This is a genomic window from Actinomyces oricola, assembly GCF_004104015.1.
Taxonomy (GTDB): Bacteria; Actinomycetota; Actinomycetes; order Actinomycetales; family Actinomycetaceae; genus Actinomyces; species Actinomyces oricola.
This window is the reverse complement of record NZ_RYFV01000028.1, coordinates 26,236-42,931: the sequence shown is the minus strand read 5'-3', so window position 1 is coordinate 42,931 and position 16,696 is coordinate 26,236. Positions and strand designations below refer to the sequence as shown.

The window sequence follows — 16,696 nt, the reverse complement described above, 5'->3', positions numbered from 1 at the left end:
TCATCGCCCTCGCCCACCGCCGCGTCCTCACCCTGCACGCCATGATCCGAAACGGCACCCTCTACGACCCCCAACCAGCCCAACCACTAGCCACCGCCGCTTGACACACCACATAGGGGCACCCCCCGGGCGCGCCCGGGTCTGGGCGCGGCCAGTCTCGTTGCGGACGAGGTCGTCCGGGGACCTCCGGGCGCGCCCGGGTCTGGGGGTTGCACATTCTTTCTTCCCTCGAGGAGTGGGGAGGCGCGGAATCCTGCGGATCTGCTCGGGATCTGGGGGTCCGGGAATGGGATGAATGTGCGAACGGGTACGTCGTTGCACATTCATCCTTGTCGAACCGACCCTCTGCGACGGGGGATCGTTGAAATATCAACGATCCCTCACGGGCCGGCGCAAGAAGAATGTGCAACACCGCCAACTCCTCGGGCCGTCCGCCCACCGGCGCCGCCGGTGGCCCGCAGCCGGCCCGCTTCGCGCGTCGGGCCGTCGTGAGCGGGGGTGCCGCCGGGGGCGCCAGGAGGCTCGGGGGCGGTGCGGCTTTCACGCCCGGCGTGAACATATGAATCGGATGACCAACAGCCACCTAGAAAGTGATGCAGGCCGCTAGGCTGACCCTGCATCCGACCAATCCACACCTAGGAGCACCAAGTGGCCCTCATCGAGACAGTTCACGCCCGCGAAATCCTGGATTCCCGTGGTAACCCGACCCTCGAAGTCGAGATCGTCCTGGACGACGGCTCCTCCGCGCGCGCCGCCGTTCCCTCCGGCGCCTCCACCGGTGCCTTCGAGGCCGTTGAGCTGCGCGACGGCGACAAGGGCCGCTACCTCGGCAAGGGTGTCGAGAAGGCCGTCGCCAACGTCAACGACATTATCGCCCCGGAGATTATCGAGTTCGAGGCCTCCGACCAGCGCGGCCTGGACCAGTGCATGATTGACCTGGACGGCACCGCCAACAAGGGCAAGCTCGGCGCCAACGCCATTCTCGGCGTTTCCCTGGCCGCTGCCCAGGCCTCCGCGAAGTCCGCCGGCCTGGACCTCTTCCAGTACATTGGCGGGCCCGGCGCCCACATCCTGCCCGTGCCCATGATGAACATTATGAACGGCGGCTCCCACGCCGACTCCAACGTGGACATCCAGGAGTTCATGATCGCCCCCATTGGCGCCCCCACCTTCCGTGAGGCCCTGCGCTGGGGCGCTGAGGTCTACCACGCCCTCAAGGCCGTGGTCAAGGAGCGCGGCCTGTCCACCGGCCTCGGTGACGAGGGCGGCTTCGCCCCCAACCTCGACTCCAACCGTGAGGCCCTGGAGCTCATTGTCGAGGCCATTGAGAAGGCCGGCTACAAGCCCGGCAAGGATGTCGCCCTGGCCATGGACGTCGCCTCCTCGGAGTTCTTCGACTCCAAGACCAAGACCTACAACTTCGAGGGCGAGGCCCGCGACAACGCCTACATGGTCGCCTACTACGAGAAGCTCGTCGCCGACTTCCCCATTGTCTCCATTGAGGACCCGCTGAGCGAGGACGAGTGGGACGACTGGAAGGCCCTGACCGACGAGATCGGCGACAAGGTCCAGATCGTTGGCGACGACTTCTTCGTCACCAACCCTGAGCGCCTGGCCAAGGGCATTGAGATGGGCGCCGCCAACGCCCTGCTGGTCAAGGTCAACCAGATCGGCTCGCTGACCGAGACCCTCGAGGCCGTCGAGATGGCCCACCGCGCCGGCTACAAGACCATGACCTCCCACCGCTCCGGTGAGACCGAGGACGTCACCATCGCCGACCTGGCCGTGGCCACCAACTCCGGCCAGATCAAGACCGGTGCCCCCGCCCGCGGCGAGCGCATCAACAAGTACAACCAGCTCCTGCGCATTGAGGACGCCCTGGGCGACGCCGCCGTCTACGCCGGTGCCAGCGCCTTCCCGCGCTTCAAGGCCTGAGCGCAGTCTCAGAGCCAGGGCTGAACCCTGGTGACTAGCCCGACGGTGGGGTGTGATGGAGAGATCCAGCACACCCCACCGTCGTCCTGTCGGCCGCGGCTCCGGGCATTCACCGCCCCGCCTCCCCATCCCGACGCCCCGCCGCCCGCCCCGTCACCAGGATCCGCGGCCGACGCACCGAGGGCGAGTCTCGCACCCCGGCCCTGGGCTGGGGCAGGATCGGCTCCATGACGCCGCGCCGACCCCCGAACGCCCGCCCGGGCACGCGCCCGGGGCGCCGTGGCGCCTCCGGGCCCGGGCGCGCCAAGGAACGCGAGACCACCACTGCCAGGCCCCGGCGCAAGGAGTCCGAGGAGACTCAACCCTCGACCGCCTCTGCGCGCGTCGGCGGCGAGGAGCGCACCATGCTGCGCGTCGGCGGCGCCCAGGGGATGCTCATCCCCGTGCGCGCCCTGGTTCTCCTCCTGGTGCTGCTCGGCGCCTTCGTGATCACTTTCCCGTCCGTACGCGGCTACCTCGCCCAGCGCGCCCAATACGACGCCGTCGTCTCCGACCTGACGCAGGCCAAGGCCTCAGCCACGGCCTATGAGGAGGAGCTCGCCAAATGGCAGGACGACAACTACGTCAGAACCCAGGCCCGGCAGCGACTCGCCTATGTCATGCCCGGGGAAACCACCTATGTGGTCGTCGGCGCCCAAAGCGTGGAGGACGCCGCTGAGGCCGCCGCCTCCAACAATGAGCGGCGCCGGCCCTGGTACGAGGTTTTGCGCGAGTCCTCCCGCGTCGCTGGTCAGGCTCAAGAGGAGCCGCCCTCCGACGACCCCGCCCAGCAGGGCTGGTCCACCACCGCGCCAACAGTGCCCACCCCCAGCGCCCCGGCCACGCCCGGCGACGCCGACGCGTCCGCCCCCTCCGATACCGGCGGTGAGCCGTGAGAGAGCGCCCCCTGAGATCCGCACCCCGCCCCGAGTCTTCGTCTCGCCCCGAGTCTGCGTCCCGGCCCGGGTCCGGGCCCCGGCCCGGCGCAGCCGGGAACGGGAGCGCGCCCGCCGGCCCCCGGTCCACGGCCGAGCCCGACACCGGGGCCGCCTCGCCGGGTGCGGAGCCCGGTGCCGAACAAGACCCGCTCGGCACCGGGGCCGTCCCCAGCTCCCGGGGGACCGCCGTCAGCCGGGCCGACCTGGCCGCCCTGCGCGAGCAATTGGGCCGGGAGCCCCGCGGCGTGGTCGCCATTGCGGCCCGCTGCGTGTGCGGGCGCCCCACCGTTGTGCGCACCGCCCCGCGGCTGCCCGACGGCTCCCCCTTCCCCACCAGTTACTACCTCACCCACCCCGCTGCGGTGAGGGGCTGCTCAACCCTGGAGGCTGAGCACCTCATGGACGCCTACAATCAGGCCCTGGCCGACGACGATCAACTCGCCGCCGCCTACGCCCGCGCCCACGAGGACTACCTGGCCCGCCGCGCCGAGCTTGGAGTCGTGGCGCAGATCGAGGGCATCTCGGCGGGCGGCATGCCCACCCGTGTTAAATGCCTTCACGCCTTAGTGGGCCACGCCCTGGCCGCCGGGCCGGGCACCAACCCGATTGGAGATCTTGCCCTGGCCGCTCTCGCCGAACGAGGCCTGTGGGACCCGTCCCGCTGCTCCTGCTGACTACCCTGACCCTCAAGGAGGACCCCGTCATGACCCGTGTCGCCGCCTTCGACTGCGGCACCAACACCATCCGTTTGCTGGTGGCCGACCTGGAGCCGGGCGACGGCGGCGCCGCCGGCCTGCGCCCGCTGCTGCGCCTCAACGAGATTGTGCGCCTCGGCCAGGGCGTCGACCGCACCGGGCGCCTGGACCCTCAAGCCCTGGACCGCACCCTGGCGGTCGTCGCCGACTACGCCGACCGCTGCGAGGAGCTGGGCGCACAGCGCCTGCGCTTCGTGGCCACCTCCGCCACCCGCGACGCCGAGAACCGGCAGGTCTTCGTCGACGGCGTGCGCGAGCTGCTGGGCATTGAGCCGCAGGTCGTCACCGGCCAGGAGGAGGCCCACCTGTCTTTCCGCGGCGCCCTCCTGAGCGCGGGGGACCAGGGCGCCAAACGGCTGGTGGTGGACCTGGGCGGCGGTTCCACTGAGCTGGTCCTGGGGGTCAAGACCCCTGAGTCCATCTACTCCATGGACACCGGTTCGGTGCGCATTACTGAGCGCTACCTGGCTGACGGCGTCACCCCGCAGGCCGAGGCCGCCGCCCGGGGCGAGGTGCGCTACCTACTCGACCAGGCCGGGGTGCAGGTGGACCTGGGGTCGGCCACCGAGCTCGTCGGCCTGGCCGGCACCATTACCACCATTACCGCCCACGCCCTGGGCCTGGACGACTTCGACCCTGCGGCCCTGTCCGGCGCGCGGGTGAGCACCGAGCAGGCCCTGATCTCCTGCGACGCGATCGTGCACTCCACCGCCGCCGAGCGGGAGTCCTGGGCCTACCTGCGTCCCGGGCGCCGCGACGTCATCGCCGCCGGCGCTCTGGTGTGGTCCGAGGTCATTGGGCGGGTCGTGACCGAAACGCGCACGGCCGGGCACCCTCTGGGCTCCACAATCACCAGCCTGCACGACATCCTCGACGGCATCGCCCTGTCCCTGGCCTGAGGCGACCCCATGAGCACCACCACTCCGCTGCCCATCCCCGGCTCCCCGGCCTGCGCCCGCCCCCGCCGCTGGGGCGGGGCCGTCATTGGCGGGGCGGTGCCGGTGGTGGCCGTCGCCACCACCGGGGCGAGCGCGGAACGCTGCGCCGCCCAGGCGCGGGGCGCAGCCAGGGCAGGGGCCGACGTAGTCGAGTTGCGCCTCGACCTGCTGGATGTCGCCGTCCTACTGGACAGCGCCACTCCAGCCGACCCGCTCCAGCGGACCGGAGAAGGCGCAGGCGCACGGCCCGCCCCCGACCCGGCAGCGGAGCCTGAGGCGGACCCGGCCGCACGGCCCGCCCCCGACCCGGCGGCGGGCCCCGGGCCTCGGCCGGAGTCGGGGCAACCCCGCCGGCCGCCGGCCGCGGGTGCGCCGGCCCCCACGGCACGGCCGAGGACGACAGTGCCCATGCCCGTGACCGGACCGGTGCAGGCCCCGGTTCCCATGCCCGTGCCGCCCGCCCCCCGGCCGGTGCCCCCACCGGCGCCGGAGCCCGCGCCCGCACCGCTCCTCCTGCCAGCACCGGGACCAGGGCCAATACCGGGGGAGGGCGACGCCGTCCCCGGCGACGCAGCGCGACTGGAGCCCCGGGCGCTTCACAGACTGGCCGCCTTCTTCGCGCACGCCGCCGGCGAGGTGGCCGAGGCGCTCGCGGACCGGCAGATCCCCATGCTCCTGACCCTGCGCACCGCAGCCGAGGGCGGGGCCCTGGCCCTGGGGGCGGAGGACTACACCACCATCCTTGACCTCCTGGTGCGACACCTGCCCGAGGACACCCGCCCGGCGGCCATTAGCGCCCTGGACGTCGAGTTCTCCAGCGGAGCCCTCCCGGCCCTAGTGCGCCACGCGCACGACTCGGGGCTCGACGTGGTCGCCTCCAGCCACGACTGCACCACCACGCCCTCCTGCGAGGAGATGAGTTCGCGCCTGGAGCGCATGGAGACCGCGGGCGCCGACGTTGCCAAGATCGCGGTCACACCCGCTTGCCCGGCCGACGTCGTCGGGTTGCTGGCCGCCACCGCCAGAGCCCGCTCACAGCTGGCCATCCCGGTGGTGACCATGAGCATGGGGGAGATGGGCGTGCTCAGCCGCATGCTGGCCGGGGTGTTCGGGTCGGCCCTGACCTTCGCCACCGCGGGGGGCCGGGCCTCCGCCCCCGGCCAGCCGCCAGTGGCCGAGGTCCGCCAGGCGCTGGCGGCCCTGACCGCCCCCGCCGCCCGGCAGGCCCCGCCCCCTGACCCGCTCCCCTGAGCCGCGCGGGGCGGCCCGGGCCCGCGCGGCGGGGACGCATGTACAGGGGCGGCGCTCTCACGGGCAGTGGGACCCGGGTCCGCGGGAGGCGCGGCCGGTTCGTCGGCTCGGGCCGCGGGCGAGGGCGGCCCGAGCCCGGGGGGCGTGACGCAGTGGACTCAAGGCGGCGGTTCCGGACAGTGGGCCGCCTCGGGTAGGGTGTGCCCCGTTGCCCCGGCGAGGGACACGCCCCGTGCGTGCGTCCGTGATCGACGTGGTGGCGTCGGGTGGCGCCGTGCGTGGTCGCGCCCTGCCGGATCACCATCCGCGGGGGACCCCCCGCCCGACCCGAGGAGACCCCATGGCGAACAACGCCGTTACCCTCAAGGCCCAGGACCGCACCACCTTCGGCAAGGGCTCAGCGCGCCGGGCGCGCCGCGCCGGCCAGGTCCCCGCCGTCGTCTACGGCCACGGCACCGACCCCCGCCACCTCCTGCTCGACGAGCACGCCGCCCGCCTGGCCCTGCGCTCCAACGAGAACGCTCTCATTGAGCTTCAGATTGGTTCGGAGTCCGTGCTGGCCCTGACCAAGGACGTCCAGCGCCACCCCATCCGCCCCGGTGTCCAGCACATCGACTTCCTCCTGGTCAACCGCCACGAGCGCGTCGACGTCGAGGTCCCGGTGACCGTGATTGGTGACGCCGCCCCCGGCACCATGCACATTATTGAGCTGGCCAGCGTCCTCATTTCCGCCCCGGCCGTCTCCATCCCCGAGGCCATTGAGGTCGACGTCACCGGTATTGAGGCCGGTAACGCCGTGCGCGTGGCCGATCTGGTGCTGCCCGAGAATGTTGAGGCCATGACCGACGCCGGGACCGACATCGTCAACATCACGACCTCCAGCGACACCTCCAGCGACGAGCCCGAGCCCGAGGCCGACGCCGAGGCCGAGTGAGCCACCGGCCCACCGGCGCCATGGAGTCCTCATGAGCGACCCCTGGCTTGTCATCGGCCTGGGGAACGTTGAGGCCCGGTACGCCCGCAACCGTCACAACGTCGGCCACATGGTGGTCGACGTGCTGGCCGGGCGCGCCGGGTCACGGTGGTCCCGCCACAAGGCCCGCGCCCAGGTCGTCCAGGCGCGCCTGGGCGTCATGCCCGGGGGAGCGCCGGGCCCCCGCGTCATCCTCGCCAAGCCGGCCAGTCTCATGAACGTCTCCGGTGGTCCGGTCAAGGCCCTGGCTCAGTTCTACGGCATTGACCCCGCCACCGGGCTTTTGGTGATTCATGACGAACTCGACCTGCCCGCCCACGAGCTGCGCCTCAAGCGCGGTGGCGGCGAGGGCGGGCACAATGGCCTGCGCTCCATCTCCCAGGCCCTCGGCACCCGCGACTACGCCCGCCTGCGCGTGGGCATTGGGCGCCCGCCCGGTCGGCAGGACCCGGCCGACTACGTGCTCTCGGACTTCCCGGCGCGCCAGCGCCAAGAACTCGCCGTCACCCTGGAGCAGGCGGCTGACGCCGTGGAGGCGGTTGTGACCCGCGGCTTTGAGGTGGCCCAGCAGGAGGTGCACTCGCCCTGAGGCGCCGGCGAGGTGCTGGCGTCGGGGCGAGGTGGCGGCCTTCAGGCCATGAGCCCCGTTTCGTAGGCGACGACCACGGCCTGCACTCGGTCGCGCACATCAAGTTTGGCCAGGACATTGCCCACATGGGTCTTGACGGTGGTGGCGGAGACCACCAGGTGGTTGGCGATCTCCGAGTTGGACATGCCGTGGGCCATGAGCACCAGGATCTCGCGCTCACGCGGGGTCAAGGAGGCGATTCGGGCGTCCTCCTGGGCTTGGGAGTCGCCACTGCTGGGCAGGTGGGAGGCGAACATCTCCAGCATGCGGCGGGTAATGCGCGGGGAGACCACGGCTTCCCCGCCGGCCACTGTGCGGATTGCCTCGGCCAGCTCGGCGGGGCGGGTGTCCTTGAGCAGGAATCCCGAGGCCCCCGCCCGCAGCCCCGCGAAGGCGTACTCGTCCAGGTCGAAGGTGGTCAGGATGAGGACCCGTGTGCCCGGGCACTGCGCGGCGATCGCCTCGGTCGCCTCAATGCCGTTCATGCCGGGCATGCGCACATCCATGAGGATGACGTCGGGGCGGAGCGCGCGCGCCTGCGCCACGGCCGAGGTCCCGTCAGAGGCCTCCCCGACCACCTCGATACCCTCCTCGGCGTCGAGCACCATGCGGAACCCCATGCGCATGAGGGCCTGGTCGTCGGCGAGGACGACCGTCACTGGGCGCTGGGGCGCGCCGTCGTCGGTCACTGGGGCATCTGCCACGAGGGGGTCCCTTCGTTGTTCTCGTCCCAGCGCAGCACCGCGTACACACGCCACCCCGTGGGCGTGGGGCCTGCCTGGACTGTCCCACCATAGACCGCGGCGCGCTCCCGCATGCCGATCAGCCCCTTGCCCGAGCCGTGCATGGGCTGGGAGCCGGGGGCGGCAACATTGTCCACCGTGAGGACGACCGTGCCGACGTGGCGCTCGACGGCGACGCGGACCGCCGGCGTGGTCGGGGCGTAGCGCAGAATATTGGTCAGCGACTCCTGGGCGATGCGGAATAGGGCCAGTTGGAGGGACTTGTCGCTGGGCAGGGGGTCGCCGTTCCAGGTGTAGGTCACCGGGATCCCAGCGGCGGTGAAGCGCTGGACCAGGACGGACAGGTCGGTCTGCTCGGGGGCCGGGGCCAGGGGGGTGGCCCCGGTGGAGCGGTCGGTGGAGGTATCGGTGGCCAGGCGGCGCAGGTTCTCAATGGGGGCGCTGGGCTCGCGGGGGGCGACCGTCCCCGGGGGCGCGAACTCGGGGACCGGCAGCTTGCGCACCGTGGGAAAGGACCCTGAGCCCGCCGACGACGCCGAGGCGCCGGTGGTCCGGGACTTGCCGTGCCGGCGCCGGGGGCGCCTGCCGGGGGCGCGGTCCGCCTCCGGGGGCGGGGCGCTGGGGGCCGGCTCGGCGGTGGCCTGGGTGGCCAGGCCGGCTACCGCCGGGTCCTCGCGCAGGACACCGACCAGGCGCCGGGTGTCGGCCAGGGCGGTGCGACCGGTCTCGGCGAGGACCTCCAACGCCTCCTTGGCCATGGCGGGGTTGCGGTCAATGGTGGCGGTCACGCCGTCGGCCATGGTGATCATGACGGCCAGGGAGTGGGCGACGACGTCGTGCATTTCCCGGGCGATGCGGCTGCGCTCGTTGGCAGCCGCCAGGAGTGCGGCCTGTTCCCGTTCCAGGGCCAGCCGCTCGGAGCGGAGTTGAGCGTCGACCAGTCGTAGCCGGTGGGAGCGGGTATTGAGCCCCACGAGGATGCCGGTGGAGTAGAGCAGGCCGGTAACTGTGATCTGGTAGGTCAGCTCGCCGCCATGGATTTCCTCCAGGAGGGTTTGGGACAGCGTCACCACAGTGAGCGTCACCAGCCCCGCCATCCAGGTGCGGCAGGGGCGTAGTCGTACGGCCAGGGTGCCCAGCATAATGGGCAGGCCAACCATCCACAGCGCGCTGTGGAGGCCGGAGGCCAGCCGCGCCTCAATGGGTGTGAGGTCGTAGATGGCTATCGCTGCCAGCTCGAATAGTGGTGTGACGAATAGGATCGTTAGCCACGCTTGGAGTGGGAAGCGTCGGCGCAGTGTCAGGGCGATAGCGCCCAGGAGCGAGGTCGTAACGGCGCCGGGGAGTAGACCGGGAAAGCCCTGTTGTAGGTCGTGGTCTGAGGATTGAACCACCATGATCACGGTGAGGATGTCCAGAAACAGGACTATTGCCGCGATCCCCCCGTCAATCCAGGTGGGGTGGCGCCTGAGCCGGGACAGGAATGCGCTAAAGGGGGCCGGCAGCGATGAGGGGGGCCGAGGAGGAGAAGAAGTCATTGGCATGAGTCTGTCACCTCTTCCCCGTGCGGTTGGGGGAGGCGGGCCCTTGGGGGCGCGCTGGGGCGGTGGGCTCCCAGCAGTGGCGGGGGCGGGGCTCTCGAGGGCGGCCCGGGCGGCGGCGCGGGCGAAACCCAGCGTCAGGACCTGGGGCTCAGGCGCCTGGCGCTGGGAATCGAGCTGAGTCATGGTGGGCCGGGAGCTGGGGCTCAGGCGTCGCGGCGGGAGAAAACAGCCCAGGCGGCCAGCACGGGGACAATGGCCCAGGCGGCGAAGACCGCCACCGCCTGCCAGTGCTCCAAGAAGTTGATGGCGTTCGGCTCGGTGCTGCCCCAGGTGGTCACCAGGCTGAACGGGTCAACGACGGCGCTTTGGACACTGGCGGGAAGCAGGCCGAGGATCTTGAGGGCCCAGTTCCACTTCTCGCCCAGTATCTGCAGGGGGATGGCCAGGACGAACAGGAGGGTCATGGCCACTGAGATCGAGCCGGCGGTTGAGCGCATGAGGAAGCCCAGGCCCATGCTCATTAAAGCGATGCCCGCGTAGCTCAGGCCGGCCCCCCAGAAGAAGCCCAGGTACTCCGCGTCGAGCAGCGAGCCGGCGTGTCCGTTGAGGAAGGGGGCGGAGATGGCCCAGGACAGGAGTATGGACACCACCCCCAGCAGGAAGCTGACTGCTGCCACGACGATCGCCTTGGCGGCCAGGAGCTGGCCGCGGCGCGGGACGGCCGCCAGGGAGGAGCGGATCTGGCCCGAGGCGTACTCGCCGGTAATGACGAGGGTCCCCAGGACGGCCACGGCGATCTGACCGAAGCTGAGGCCGGCGGTAATGGCGTAGCGGGCGGTCGCCTCCGTGTCACCGAGCCTGATATAGGCGATCGCTATGCCGGCGCCGAGCAGGACGGTAATGGCGACCGTGATGGCGGAGGTCAACCAGGTTGAGCGCAGTGTCCACACCTTGAGCCATTCGGCGTGCACGGCGCGTGGGAAGGTCTGACGACCTTGGACTCGAGTGGTGTGGTGGGCGGAGGAGCGGGCGGTCGCGGTGCGCGCGGGGGTGGCGGTCATGGTGGCGGCTGTGGTGGTCATAGTGGGGCTTCCTGGTGAGGGGGTGGAGGGGGGCGGCGGAGGCGCGCTCATTGGGCGGCCGGCCGGCGGCCGGTGGTGTCGGTGCGGTACTCCACGGAGTCGTTGGTCAGGCGCAGGTAGGCGTCCTCCAGGGAGGCGTGGATGGTGGCGAGCTCGTGCAGGACGATTCCGGCTGAGGCGGCGACCTCGCCGACCCGGGAAGCGGGTGCCGATGCCGTGGTCAGTACTCCGGGTTCGGCGGGCTCCACCGCAATGCCGGCCTTCTTCAGGGCGGCGGCCAGGTCGGTGGCCTGTGGGGAGGCGATGCGCACGACGTCGGTGGTGGCCTTGGAGATGACCTCGTTGACCGGGCCCTGCGTCAGGATCTTGCCGCGGCCAATGACCAGGAGGTGGTCGGCGGTCTGGGCCATCTCGCTCATGAGGTGGGAGGAGATGAAGACGGTCCGGCCCTCTGCGGCCAGGCGCTGGCAGGTCTCGCGCACCCATTTGACGCCTTCGGGGTCCAGGCCGTTGACGGGCTCGTCGAAGATGAGGACCTTGGGGTCGCCCAGGAGGGCGGCGGCAATCCCCAGGCGCTGGGCCATGCCCAGGGAGAACCCCTTGACGCGCTTCTTGGCTACCGCCGTCAGCCCGGTGAGCTCCAGGACCTCGTCCACGCGGCGGGAGTGGATGCCATTGGACACCGCCAGTTGACGCAGGTGGTTGCGGGCCGAGCGTGAGCCGTGCAGGCCCTTGGCGTCCAGAAGAGCGCCGACCTCGCACAGGGGGGCGGCCAGATCCCTGTAGTGCTTGCCGTCAATAGTGACCGAACCGGAGGTGGGGTGGTCCAGTCCCATAATGAGGCGCATAGTGGTGGACTTGCCGGCTCCATTGGGGCCGAGGAAACCAGTGACCGTGCCCGGCTCAATGGAAAAGGAGACATTGTTGACGGCGGTCTTCGAACCGTAGCGCTTGGTGAGGTTGACTGCTTCGATCATGGTGGGGCTCTGCTTTTTCCGGTGGGGTCGGGGCTGTCGTGAGGTGGGTGGTTGGGGATCGCGCGGGCCGGCCCGTAGGGCTTGGCGCCATCGAATAACTCCAGGCTAGGAAGCGGCGCCACGGCTGCCGTCGGCAGTGTGGAGGAGCTGTGGCGACCTCGGTGACCACACCTGTGGGGGAGGTCACTCCTCCTGGAGGAGGAGGGCGTGGTGGGGTGTTGTTCCCTTTAGCGGCGCAGGTCCTTCTCAGGAATCTGCGGCAGGATGACCCGTGGAGCGTGCGGGCGCCCCTCGCGGGGCGCCGGCCCGTCCCCGACTTCGAGAGGACACCGCACGATGAGTAACCCCTTCTTCGACCGCAACCCCATGTTCAGCCAGCGTGGCGCCACCGGCACCACGGTGGCGACCACCCCCAATGGCTACCCCACCATGCCCGGCTACCAGCCCGGTCAGGCGGCTTATGGCTACGGTCAGGCGCCTCAGGCCGGCTACGGGCAGGCCCCCCAGACCGGTTACGGCCAGGCGCCTCAGACCGGCTACGGGCAGGTCAGCCCTCAGCAGCTGGCCGGCATGGAGGCCGCCTACCAGGCGCCTTCGGCAACCAATGTTGACCGTGGCGCCATGACGTATGACGACGTCATTGTGCGCACTGCCGGCATGTTCGCGGTCATCCTGGCCACCGGGGCCGTCTCCTGGGTCATGGCGACCAACCCCTCCACGGCCCCCATCGGCTTCCTCCTAATGATCGGCGGGGCGATCGGCGCTCTCGCCCTGGGCCTGGTCAACTCCTTCAAGAAGGTGCCCTCGCCCGCGCTCATCCTGGCCTACTCGGCTTGCGAGGGCGCCATGCTCGGCGCCTTCTCCGGCGTTATGGAGGCGCGCTTCCCCGGGATCGTCATCCAGGCCGTGCTGGCCTCCGTGGCGGTGTTCGCAGTCATGCTCGGCGCCTACAAGATCGGCGGCTTCCGCCTGTCCGGCAAGGCCCAGAAGATCCTCCTGCTGGCCATGGGCGGCTACCTCGTCTTCTGCCTGCTCAACTTCGGCGTCATGCTGCTCTCCGACACCGGTGGCTCCTTCGGCCTGCGCTCCATAGAGATCGCGGGCATCCCGATCGGCATCATCATCGGCCTGCTCGCCGTCGTCATGGCGGCCTTCAGCCTGGCCGCGGACTTCGAGTCCATCCAGCGGGGCGTCGAGGCCGGCCTGCCCACCCGCTACGCCTGGGCCGGGGCCTTCGGGCTCGTCGTCACACTCGTGTGGCTGTACGTCGAGATCCTGCGGATTCTGGCCATTTTCTACGACAACTGATCCTCCCAGCGTCCCGCCCCTTCACGGGGATGCAGGGCCGGCCGGGCATGAGTCCGGCCGGCCCTGTCGTACGTGCTACCAGTGGGGCCCTGGCGGCCCTTCGGCTCCTGCTCGCAGCCCGTCGCGTAGGCTGGTGCCCATGATCAACACGAATATGCCCACTGTTGAGGGTGCCAAGGGCACCAAGCCTGTCCTCACCTTCTCCGGTGCTCCGGCCCCCGAGGGGCTTCAGGTCCAGGTGCTCGATCCCGGCGATGGTCAGGTCGTCGAGGCCGGCGACCAGATTGTGTGCCACTACCTTGGTCAGGTCTGGGACGGCCAGGTCTTCGACAACTCTTATGATCGCGGGGCCCCGCTCGACTTCCAGATCGGTGTCGGCATGGTCATTCGCGGGTGGGATGACGGCCTGGTCGGCCAGCGGGTGGGCTCGCGCGTGCTGCTGTCCATCCCCGCGTCCTTGGGCTACGGCGCGCGCGGCGTCCCCCAAGCCGGCATTAAGGGCGGGGACACGCTCGTGTTCGTCACCGAGATCCTGGGTGTGATGTGACGCACGGCGCCGCCTGCGCCTCAGGGGGATTAGCGCTCTGGTGCTGTTGACCGGGCCGGCGTCGTCGGCCCGCCGCTAGATATGCGGTGGCCCGCCGCGCCGGAGGGCCACTACCGTGCGCCGGGCCCAGGGCGCTGCGGCCGACGCCTCGACTGGCCTGTGTGGGCGCTACCGTGCGCCGGGGCCGGGGAACGTCCGGCGACTGGGCCTTCGCCGTCGGACGTCGGGGCCTGCGGGTAGGCTGACGACAGTCCGTCATCTCGCCTCTCGGGAGACCCCATGCCTCGCTACCGCAGCGCCACCTCCACCTCCGGCCGCAATATGGCGGGAGCTCGCGCCCTGTGGAGGGCCACCGGGGTGAAGGACTCCGATTTCGGTAAGCCCATTATTGCGATTGCGAACTCTTTCACCCAGTTCGTTCCCGGGCACGTGGGCCTGCGCGATGTCGGCCGGCTCGTCGCCGCGCAGATCGAGGCCGCCGGCGGTATTGCCAAGGAGTTCAACACCATTGCGGTGGACGACGGCATTGCGATGGGCCACGACGGCATGCTCTACTCCCTGCCCAGCCGTGACCTCATTGCCGACTCCGTGGAGTACATGGTCTCCGCCCACTGCGCCGACGCCCTGGTGTGCATCTCCAACTGCGACAAAATCACCCCCGGCATGCTCATGGCCGCTTTGCGGCTCAATATTCCGGCGATCTTCATCTCCGGGGGTCCCATGGAGTCGGGCAAGATGGTGGCTGCCGATGGCGCGCCCCGCAAGCTCGACCTCATCGACGCCATGATGGACGCCGCCGACCCCACCGTCAACGACGAGACGATCTCCGCCATTGAGCGCCTGGCCTGCCCCACCTGCGGGTCGTGCTCGGGGATGTTCACCGCCAACTCCATGAACTGCCTCACCGAGGCCCTGGGCCTGGCCCTGCCCATGAACGGCACCCTGCTGGCCACCCACGCCGACCGCCGCGCCCTCTTCGAGGAGGCCGGGCGCCGGATTGTGGACCTGGCCAGGGCCTACTACGAGGAGGACGACGAGTCCGTCCTGCCCCGCTCCATCGCCACCAAGGCGGCCTTCGAGAACGCCATGTGCCTGGACATCGCCATGGGTGGGTCCACCAACACCGTGCTGCACCTGCTGGCCGCCGCGCAGGAGGGCGAGGTGGACTTCCGCATGGCGGACATCGACCGGCTCTCCCGGAAGGTTCCGCACCTGTGCAAGGTGGCCCCCTCCACCAACCTCGTCCACGTCGAGGACGTCCACCGCGCCGGCGGCATTATGGGCATCCTGGGCGAGCTCGACCGTGCCGGCCTCCTCCACACCTCCACCCGCACCGTCCTGCGCGGGACGCTGGCCGACGAGCTCGCCGCCTACGACGTCGTCCGCCCTGGCCCCGACGGCGTCCCCGGCTCCGCAGTGAGCCAGGAGGTCCGCACCGGCTACCTGGCCGCCCCCGCCGGGGTGCGCACCACCGAGATGTTCTCCCAGTCCTCCCGCTGGGAGGCCCTGGACACCGACCGCGCCACCGGCGCCATCCGCGACCTGGAGCACGCCTACTCGGCCGACGGCGGCCTGGCGGTGCTCTTCGGCAACATTGCCACCAAGGGCTGCATTGTCAAGACCGCGGGTGTGGATGCTTCCATCCTGACCTTCTCCGGGCCAGCGGTGGTCTTCGAATCGCAGGATGCGGCTGTCGAGGGGATCCTCGGGGGGAAGGTGAAGGCCGGCGATGTCGTCGTCATCAGCCATGAGGGCCCGCGCGGGGGGCCCGGCATGCAGGAGATGCTGTACCCGACCACCTACATTAAGTCCATGCACCTGGGCAAGGAGTGCGCGCTGCTGACCGACGGGCGCTTCTCCGGGGGCACCTCGGGGCTGAGCATCGGGCACGCCTCCCCGGAGGCGGCCGCGGGCGGGCTCATTGGTCTGGTGCGCACGGGGGACGTTATCGACATCGATATCCCGGCCCGCTCCATCTCGGTGCGCCTGTCCGACGACGAGATCGCCTCGCGCCGCGCTGCTGAGGAGGCCCGTGGTCAGGCGGCGTGGACGCCGCACATCGAGCGGCCCCGGAGGGTCTCGGCAGCGCTTCGCGCCTACGCCATGCTCGCCACGAGCGCGGACCTGGGCGCCGTGCGCGACCTGTCCAAGCTCGGCATGTGAGGCGCGGCTTCAGCGCTGCCGTTCGGAGTGAGCGGCGCCACTCGCACTGAGATGGCGCCAATGCCCCAAGGCCCCCGCTCTAGGTGATCTCGCGAAGCGGTGTCCAGCCGAAGGGGATGGGACCGGTGATACTCGCCCTCGAGACGTCTCGCTGGTGGGACCACCCCTGGACCTCGTCACCGCCTGACGACTCTACGGCGCCCCGGGCGACGCGGAACCCGACATCGTCCAACCGGGCCGTGGGCATGCTCCCGCGTCGCACGGAAGCGCGGCAGCTCCACGGCTTGTCCGCCCACCCACCGCCTCGAAGGGATCGGTAGTCCGCGTATCGCGCGGGATCGGCGTAGTCCCAGCACCACTCCCATACGTTCCCCAACATGTCGTACAGTCCGAACGCGTTGGGTCGCTTGGTCGCCACGGGCGCAGGGCCGTCGAGTCCGTCCGTCTCCGTCCAGGCGATGTCCCCGACCTCGCCGTAACGAGGGCCCGTCGTCCCCGCGCGGCAGGCCCACTCCCACTCAGCCTCCGTGGGGAGCCGGTACCCATCGGAACCTACGTCCCAGGACGTGGTCGCGTCGTTGATCCGGTAGGCGGGTTCGAGGCCCTGAGCGATGGACGCGGTGTTGCACCAGCGGACCGCGTCGATCCACGACACCGGGCACACCGGGGCGGAGCCGCCGGCGGCGTGACTGATCTGGATCTGGGAGAACTGCGCCACTGTCACAGGCGTTGTCGAGAGGCTGAACGGCTCCACCGCCACGGTCCGCGTCGAGGATGTTCGGGCGTCGCGCATCACGAGCTCGCCGCCTTGGATTCGCGCCATCTCGAGCAGAGTCACGAATCGACCCTACCAGCGGCGCAATGCGGACCTGTCG

Annotated in this window: 15 protein-coding genes; 10 read left to right on the top strand and 5 right to left on the bottom strand. The window is 70.5% G+C overall.

What is annotated here, in order from left to right; translation table 11 throughout:
- Window positions 1–648 precede the first annotated feature (648 nt).
- From eno to pth, 7 genes are all read left to right on the top strand, one after another.
- Entirely contained in the window at window positions 649–1,935 is a 1,287-nt protein-coding gene (gene eno / locus EUC46_RS10605) for a phosphopyruvate hydratase (protein ID WP_128774127.1), read from the top strand.
- A gap of 227 nt (window positions 1,936–2,162) precedes the next feature.
- On the top strand, window positions 2,163–2,870 hold the full coding sequence (locus tag EUC46_RS10600) for an FtsB family cell division protein (RefSeq protein WP_128774126.1): 708 nt from the start codon (window positions 2,163–2,165) through the stop codon (window positions 2,868–2,870).
- Window positions 2,871–3,115: 245 nt separating this feature from the next.
- Window positions 3,116–3,586 (top strand): DUF501 domain-containing protein, encoded by a 471-nt coding sequence (locus EUC46_RS10595; protein ID WP_128774133.1) that lies wholly within the window; start codon window positions 3,116–3,118, stop codon window positions 3,584–3,586.
- 29 nt (window positions 3,587–3,615) lie between these two features.
- On the top strand, window positions 3,616–4,566 hold the full coding sequence (locus EUC46_RS10590; protein ID WP_128774132.1) for a Ppx/GppA phosphatase family protein: 951 nt from the start codon (window positions 3,616–3,618) through the stop codon (window positions 4,564–4,566).
- 9 nt (window positions 4,567–4,575) lie between these two features.
- Entirely contained in the window at window positions 4,576–5,856 is a 1,281-nt protein-coding gene (locus EUC46_RS13335; protein WP_128774125.1) for a type I 3-dehydroquinate dehydratase, read from the top strand.
- A 340-nt stretch (window positions 5,857–6,196) separates the two neighbouring features.
- Window positions 6,197–6,790, top strand: coding sequence for a 50S ribosomal protein L25/general stress protein Ctc (locus EUC46_RS10580; RefSeq protein WP_128774124.1), 594 nt, complete (start codon window positions 6,197–6,199; stop codon window positions 6,788–6,790).
- A gap of 31 nt (window positions 6,791–6,821) precedes the next feature.
- Window positions 6,822–7,418 carry an aminoacyl-tRNA hydrolase gene (gene pth, locus EUC46_RS10575; RefSeq protein ID WP_128774123.1) on the top strand — a complete coding sequence of 199 codons (597 nt, stop codon included), beginning with the start codon at window positions 6,822–6,824 and terminating at the stop codon, window positions 7,416–7,418.
- 41 nt (window positions 7,419–7,459) lie between these two features.
- Here pth and EUC46_RS10570 read toward each other — a convergent pair whose 3' ends face one another.
- From EUC46_RS10570 to EUC46_RS10555, 4 genes are all read right to left on the bottom strand, one after another.
- On the bottom strand, window positions 7,460–8,161 hold the full coding sequence (locus EUC46_RS10570; protein ID WP_277750489.1) for a response regulator: 702 nt from the start codon (window positions 8,159–8,161) through the stop codon (window positions 7,460–7,462).
- Window positions 8,143–9,738, bottom strand: a complete 1,596-nt coding sequence (locus tag EUC46_RS10565) for a sensor histidine kinase (RefSeq protein WP_128774122.1) — start codon at window positions 9,736–9,738, stop codon at window positions 8,143–8,145. The genes EUC46_RS10570 and EUC46_RS10565 overlap by 19 nt, the downstream gene beginning before the upstream one ends.
- Before the next feature lie 209 nt (window positions 9,739–9,947).
- Complete coding sequence (locus EUC46_RS10560; RefSeq protein ID WP_241655533.1) at window positions 9,948–10,826, bottom strand: ABC transporter permease subunit; 879 nt, start codon at window positions 10,824–10,826, stop codon at window positions 9,948–9,950.
- 47 nt (window positions 10,827–10,873) lie between these two features.
- Window positions 10,874–11,803, bottom strand: coding sequence for an ABC transporter ATP-binding protein (locus EUC46_RS10555; protein WP_128774121.1), 930 nt, complete (start codon window positions 11,801–11,803; stop codon window positions 10,874–10,876).
- Window positions 11,804–12,139: 336 nt separating this feature from the next.
- On the opposite strand from EUC46_RS10555, the gene EUC46_RS10550 reads away from it, so the two are divergent.
- The 3 genes from EUC46_RS10550 (at window position 12,140) to ilvD (ending at window position 15,821) form a co-directional block, all read left to right on the top strand.
- Window positions 12,140–13,111, top strand: coding sequence for a Bax inhibitor-1/YccA family protein (locus EUC46_RS10550; RefSeq protein ID WP_128774120.1), 972 nt, complete (start codon window positions 12,140–12,142; stop codon window positions 13,109–13,111).
- Window positions 13,112–13,250: 139 nt separating this feature from the next.
- The gene (locus EUC46_RS10545) at window positions 13,251–13,658 is read left to right on the top strand and encodes an FKBP-type peptidyl-prolyl cis-trans isomerase (RefSeq protein WP_128774119.1); all 408 of its coding nucleotides are present in this window, start codon (window positions 13,251–13,253) and stop codon (window positions 13,656–13,658) included.
- A 279-nt stretch (window positions 13,659–13,937) separates the two neighbouring features.
- On the top strand, window positions 13,938–15,821 hold the full coding sequence (ilvD, locus tag EUC46_RS10540; RefSeq protein WP_128774118.1) for a dihydroxy-acid dehydratase: 1,884 nt from the start codon (window positions 13,938–13,940) through the stop codon (window positions 15,819–15,821).
- Window positions 15,822–15,900: 79 nt separating this feature from the next.
- On the opposite strand, the gene EUC46_RS10535 is transcribed toward ilvD, so the two are convergent.
- Complete coding sequence (locus tag EUC46_RS10535; RefSeq protein ID WP_206645974.1) at window positions 15,901–16,659, bottom strand: formylglycine-generating enzyme family protein; 759 nt, start codon at window positions 16,657–16,659, stop codon at window positions 15,901–15,903.
- Window positions 16,660–16,696 lie beyond the last annotated feature (37 nt).